At 34.2% G+C, this 1,476-nt stretch carries 1 protein-coding gene; it reads left to right on the top strand.

The window, feature by feature from the left end:
• Positions 1-364: 364 nt before the first annotated feature.
• A complete protein-coding gene (locus AX677_RS08020; protein WP_002897043.1) occupies positions 365-1,423 on the top strand; it encodes a DMT family transporter in 1,059 nt (352 codons plus the stop codon).
• The last annotated feature ends 53 nt before the right edge of the window (positions 1,424-1,476 follow it).

The following is a 1,476-nucleotide window of genomic DNA, read 5'->3' as shown; positions in this document are numbered from 1 at the left end:
ATAACGATTTGAGAAACAGTAAATCACAAAGGTTTACTGTTTTTTTGCTCATTTTCCAGAATAAAAGCGTCAATCATTTTTGAATGAAGAGAATCCCTATAACTGGAATAAAACACCCTTAACACGCATTTTAAAAAGGCAAGAGTATTGATGTGGTGTAGTCAACTTCAAAACCGAAATTCTATATTAAATGGAAAGAGCTAAAAGTGTTAGAAATTGTTTAGAGACACTAGTAAAAGAAAATAGAGGACTAACACAGGTTAAGAAGCAAGAGCTGGGGCCATAACATTAAGTAAATATATGATATAATAGTAAAAATGTTTAGGGAAACGAATTAGAATATACAGAGCAAAGGGGATGACAAATGTTGAAGCAGAAAACAAAGACGAGTGCAGTTATATTAGCACTGTTAGCAGCTGGATTTTATGCAATTAGCACGCCATTTTCAAAAGTTCTTTTGAATAATGTTACACCAACTTTTATTGCCGCTTTTCTTTATCTTGGTGCTGGTATTGGCGTTGGAATAATGTATTTATTTCACATAAAAAAAGAGAAAAAATCAGAGAGACTTACAAAGCAGGATTTACCCTATACAATCGGAATGATTGGATTAGATATAGCCGCCCCTATATTTTTAATAATAGGTATAAAAATGGGAACAGCATCTAATGCATCACTCCTCGGTAATTTTGAAATTGTGGCGACTGCGTTAATGGCGTTACTTTTTTTCAAGGAGAAGGTATCCAGAAATCTGTGGATTGCAATTGGATTTATTACGCTATCTAGTATTGTTTTATCATTTGAGGGAAGTGATAGTTTCCAGTTTTCTATAGGTTCTTTTTTTGTGATACTGGCAACCTGTTGCTGGGGACTTGAGAATAACTGTACAAGAAAGATGTCTGATAAAAGCACATATGAGATTGTTTTGCTAAAAGGCATTTTTTCTGGCGGCGGTTCATTTACTATTGCATTGCTACTTGGCGAAAAGATTCCAGAAATGAAATACATTGCCGAAGTTATGCTATTAGGATTTGTAGCATACGGATTAAGTATTTTTCTTTATATAAGAGCGCAAAGAGACTTAGGTGCAGCTAAGACAAGTTCTTTTTATGCTGTAGCACCGTTTGTAGGATCATTTTTAGCCTTTGCAATAAATGGAGAAAAATTGGCTCTAGAATATTTTATAGGGCTGACTCTGATGTTGCTAGGAACGGTATTTGTAGTATATGACACTATGATAAAGCATCATCTTCATGGGCATACGCATACGATTGTTCATACACATAACGACGTAACCCATACTCATGTAATCACTCATGAACATGAGCATAAGCACTTCGGAAATGAGGAGAGACATAATCACAAACACAAAGATTATATAAATAGCCAAGAACATAAATTGGCTCATGCGAATAGATTATAAATCCCAGTTTGTATAATTGAATATAACGATTTGAGAAACAGTAAATCACAAAG

The sequence above is a fragment of the Streptococcus sp. CCH8-C6 genome (assembly GCF_001557225.1).
Lineage (GTDB): Bacteria > Bacillota > Bacilli > Lactobacillales > Streptococcaceae > Streptococcus > Streptococcus sanguinis_C.
This window is presented reverse-complemented; position numbering and strand designations above follow the sequence as displayed.